Consider the following 3,290-nt stretch of genomic DNA (forward strand, 5'->3'; position numbering starts at 1 on the left):
AGCCCAGTACGGGTCATATATGCGGGTTTGGCGGAATTGGCAGACGCACCAGATTTAGGATCTGGCGCTTAACGGCGTGGGGGTTCAAGTCCCTTAACCCGCATTGAGATATAATAGATGAGCCGGCTTAGCTCAGTTGGTAGAGCATCTGATTTGTAATCAGAGGGTCGCGTGTTCAAGTCATGTAGTCGGCATTTTTAGATAGAAGAAAATAGTGCGAACGTAGTTCAGTGGTAGAACACCACCTTGCCAAGGTGGGGGTCGCGGGTTCGAATCCCGTCGTTCGCTTAGAGAGGCCGGGGTGGCGGAACTGGCAGACGCACAGGACTTAAAATCCTGCGATTGGTAACAATCGTACCGGTTCGATTCCGGTCTTCGGCATAATATAATGAGCACCCTTAGCTCAACTGGATAGAGTACCTGACTACGAATCAGGCGGTTAGAGGTTCGACTCCTCTAGGGTGCATTTTTCTATTTAACTCGGGAAGTAGCTCAGCTTGGTAGAGTACTTGGTTTGGGACCAAGGTGTCGCAGGTTCGAATCCTGTCTTCCCGATTCATGGCGGTGTAGCTCAGCTGGCTAGAGCGTCCGGTTCATACCCGGGAGGTCGGGGGTTCGATCCCCTTCGCCGCTATAATGATCTTGTCGGACCTTTAGCTCAGCTGGTTAGAGCTCTCGGCTCATAACCGAGTGGTCGTAGGTTCAAGTCCTACAAGGTCCATTTGAATATTGGAGGATTACCCAAGTCCGGCTGAAGGGAACGGTCTTGAAAACCGTCAGGCGTGTAAAAGCGTGCGTGGGTTCGAATCCCACATCCTCCTTTTATATTAACGCGGGATGGAGCAGCTCGGTAGCTCGTCGGGCTCATAACCCGAAGGTCGTAGGTTCAAATCCTGCTCCCGCAATAAGGCTCGGTAGCTCAGTTGGTAGAGCAATGGATTGAAGCTCCATGTGTCGGCGGTTCGATTCCGTCTCGCGCCATTTTATTGATAGTATTTATGCGGGTGTAGTTTAGTGGTAAAACTACAGCCTTCCAAGCTGTTGTCGCGAGTTCGATTCTCGTCACCCGCTTTGAACTTTGTTCAAATTACCAAGTTTTTTAACTTGGGCGCGTAGCTCAGGTGGTTAGAGCGCACGCCTGATAAGCGTGAGGTCGGTGGTTCGAGTCCACTCGTGCCCATTAATTGGAGAATTACTCAAGAGGCTGAAGAGGACGGTTTGCTAAATCGTTAGGTCGGGTAACTGGCGCAAGGGTTCGAATCCCTTATTCTCCGTTTTAATGAGAGTTTGTAACTCTCTTTTTCATTTGGCTCTTTGTCAACTGTAGTGGGTTGAAGTCAGCTAAGCTCGAGAAAGGACAAATTTCGTCCTTTCTTTTTTGATGTTCAGAGCGATAAAAATCCGTTTTTTGAAGTTTTCAGGCTCTTTGTCAACTGTAGTGGGTTGAAGAAAAGCTAAAATCTTTATATATTGTCGATTTTATGGTTGTTCTAATTTATTATTACTTCCAACTCTTGAGAGAAATTTCTCCGCTATTGAGCCAGATTTCTTTTCCGTTATCACATTGCACCAAAAGTTTTCCACTTTCAGAGATGTCTTTAGCAAGTCCCTTGTAGTCTTTTTGATCTAGTGTGAAAGTAACTTCTTTTCCAAGAACGAATGACTGTTTTTTGTATAGGTATAATAGCTCTTCTGCTGGTGTTTCGAAGAAAGTACGCCAGATTTCTATGATCAATTCATTCCTTGTTATAGGAGCTGTAGCTTTAAATAAGCTGGCAGCTTTTTCTTTTAATTCCTGAGGGAAGTCTTTAATAGTGAAATTGATACCTACTCCAATAATGATATCTGTGACTAAGCCAGTTTCTACAGAGGTCATTGCTTCAGTGAGAATTCCTCCAATTTTATGATTGTTTAGGTAGATATCATTGACCCATTTTATGTCGACATCTATTAAAGTTAGGTTCTTAATGGCTTTGTAGACAGCTCCAGCTACAAGTAGTGTGTAGGACGGTAATTTGTCATAGGGAAGATTTGGTTTAAGATGGAGGGTCATATAAATGCCACCTTGAGGAGAGTAGAAGGAGCGTTGAAAACGGCCACGCCCTGCTATTTGATAGGAAGCTAGATAGAGGGTGTTTGCTTCATAGCCTAAATCAATTGCTTCTTTTGCATCTAGTTGTGTTGATTTTGTTTCGGGTTTAAAACTGATTTTAATTGGAAGATTTTCTTCTAGAATCTCTGGAAGAATAAGGTCACCATTCATCAGTTTATATCCTCTATTTTTGATACTATCAATTTCAATCCCTTCTTGTTCTAGTCGCTTGATAGCTTTCCAAATTGATGTTCGGCTTAGGGATAGTTTTTCTGCGATTTTTTCTCCGCTGATATAGTCGGTTTCTTTAGATAGGATTTGGTAGACAGCTTGGTAGGATTTCATAATGTTGCCTTTCTCACTAGTTGGTATTGAGAGTATTCTTTTCTTGTATGACTTGGAGTCTGATTAAAGTATTGTTTATAAGCTTTCGAAAAATGTAGTGGATCTGAAAAACCTACCGAGTATGCAATTACCTTGATGGATTCTTGGGTATTTTCGAGAAGTTGTTTAGCTCGGTGCATTCGAACGTAGAGTAGGTATTCTTTGGGTGATAAGGTATTAAATTCTTTGAATACGCTTGATAAGTAGCTTCTGTGAACGGATAGTTCTTTTGTTAAATCTTGAATTGTAAGTGATTGAGGATAGTGGCTATCAATTAATCGTTTGCATTCAAGATAGAGTTGGTAGGTTGATGAAATATTCTTTTTTCTGATTGGGAGCAATAGTTCCCAGATGAAACATCAGTTCATGGAGTTGTCCCATGATATGGAGTTGAGCTAATTCATTGGATTTTGTAATCTGAGCGAAGCGAACAATGTCTGAGATGAGTTTTGCAGTAGTCTGGGTATGACAAGTTTCAGATTGGATGAGATAGGATTGATCAGAAATTTGAGAAAGGGCAAAAAAAATCAGGAGCTTTCCCTCCAGTGATTCCTAACCAGTAGTAGGCCCAAGGTTCTTTACTATCTGCTTGATATAGTCATTTAGTTTTAAAAAGCGTTCCAAACATTCAAAAATAGTTGGGACTTCCCTTAATAAATCTGTTACTTTCTTTTTCAAGATAGCCCAAGCTTACTCAATAGGATTCAAATCTGGTGAATAAGGAGGTAGAGGTAAGAAAAAGTGTTTATCTTGGATGCAGAGTTCATCCAAAATGTTCTTGGGATCAAAACTAGCATTGTCCATGATAATAACA

At 41.9% G+C, this 3,290-nt stretch carries 1 protein-coding gene, 14 tRNA genes and 2 pseudogenes; 14 read left to right on the forward strand and 3 right to left on the reverse strand.

Features of this window, described 5'->3' with window-relative positions; genetic code table 11:
• The first annotated feature begins 21 nt into the window (after window positions 1–21).
• The 14 genes from HT729_RS11510 to HT729_RS11575 all read left to right on the forward strand — a co-directional run bounded on the left by HT729_RS11510 (window position 22) and on the right by HT729_RS11575 (window position 1,274).
• A tRNA-Leu gene (locus HT729_RS11510) sits at window positions 22–103 on the forward strand.
• A gap of 18 nt (window positions 104–121) precedes the next feature.
• Window positions 122–194: transfer RNA gene (locus HT729_RS11515), tRNA-Thr, on the forward strand.
• Window positions 195–216: 22 nt separating this feature from the next.
• A tRNA-Gly gene (locus tag HT729_RS11520) sits at window positions 217–288 on the forward strand.
• 7 nt (window positions 289–295) lie between these two features.
• Window positions 296–381: transfer RNA gene (locus HT729_RS11525), tRNA-Leu, on the forward strand.
• Window positions 382–392: 11 nt separating this feature from the next.
• A tRNA-Arg gene (locus HT729_RS11530) sits at window positions 393–466 on the forward strand.
• A gap of 15 nt (window positions 467–481) precedes the next feature.
• Window positions 482–555, forward strand: a tRNA-Pro gene (locus HT729_RS11535).
• 5 nt (window positions 556–560) lie between these two features.
• Window positions 561–634: transfer RNA gene (locus HT729_RS11540), tRNA-Met, on the forward strand.
• A 13-nt stretch (window positions 635–647) separates the two neighbouring features.
• Window positions 648–721: transfer RNA gene (locus HT729_RS11545), tRNA-Ile, on the forward strand.
• Window positions 722–731: 10 nt separating this feature from the next.
• Window positions 732–821 (forward strand) — tRNA-Ser (locus HT729_RS11550).
• A gap of 10 nt (window positions 822–831) precedes the next feature.
• A tRNA-Met gene (locus HT729_RS11555) sits at window positions 832–905 on the forward strand.
• A 3-nt stretch (window positions 906–908) separates the two neighbouring features.
• Window positions 909–981 (forward strand) — tRNA-Phe (locus HT729_RS11560).
• A gap of 19 nt (window positions 982–1,000) precedes the next feature.
• Window positions 1,001–1,071 (forward strand) — tRNA-Gly (locus HT729_RS11565).
• 35 nt (window positions 1,072–1,106) lie between these two features.
• Window positions 1,107–1,180, forward strand: a tRNA-Ile gene (locus HT729_RS11570).
• 6 nt (window positions 1,181–1,186) lie between these two features.
• A tRNA-Ser gene (locus tag HT729_RS11575) sits at window positions 1,187–1,274 on the forward strand.
• Between the two features lie 227 nt (window positions 1,275–1,501).
• Here the strand turns inward: HT729_RS11575 and birA are convergent.
• From birA to HT729_RS12310, 3 genes and pseudogenes are all read right to left on the reverse strand, one after another.
• Window positions 1,502–2,437: a bifunctional biotin--[acetyl-CoA-carboxylase] ligase/biotin operon repressor BirA gene (birA, locus tag HT729_RS11580; RefSeq protein WP_000844510.1), complete on the reverse strand. Its 936-nt coding sequence runs from the start codon at window positions 2,435–2,437 to the stop codon at window positions 1,502–1,504.
• Window positions 2,434–3,071, reverse strand: a pseudogene (locus tag HT729_RS11585) (AraC family transcriptional regulator); the annotation flags it as partial. The gene birA and the pseudogene HT729_RS11585, both read right to left, overlap by 4 nt.
• A pseudogene (locus HT729_RS12310) lies at window positions 3,029–3,290 on the reverse strand (transposase); the annotation flags it as partial. The pseudogenes HT729_RS11585 and HT729_RS12310, both read right to left, overlap by 43 nt.

Source organism: Streptococcus sp. 79, assembly GCF_013277425.1.
Lineage (GTDB): Bacteria > Bacillota > Bacilli > Lactobacillales > Streptococcaceae > Streptococcus > Streptococcus pseudopneumoniae.

Bases quoted from the DNA above. Each gene is read 5' to 3' on its own strand.
- birA (WP_000844510.1), bottom strand. From the start codon at position 2,437: ATGAAATCCTACCAAGCTGTCTACCAAATCCTATCTAAAGAAACCGAC.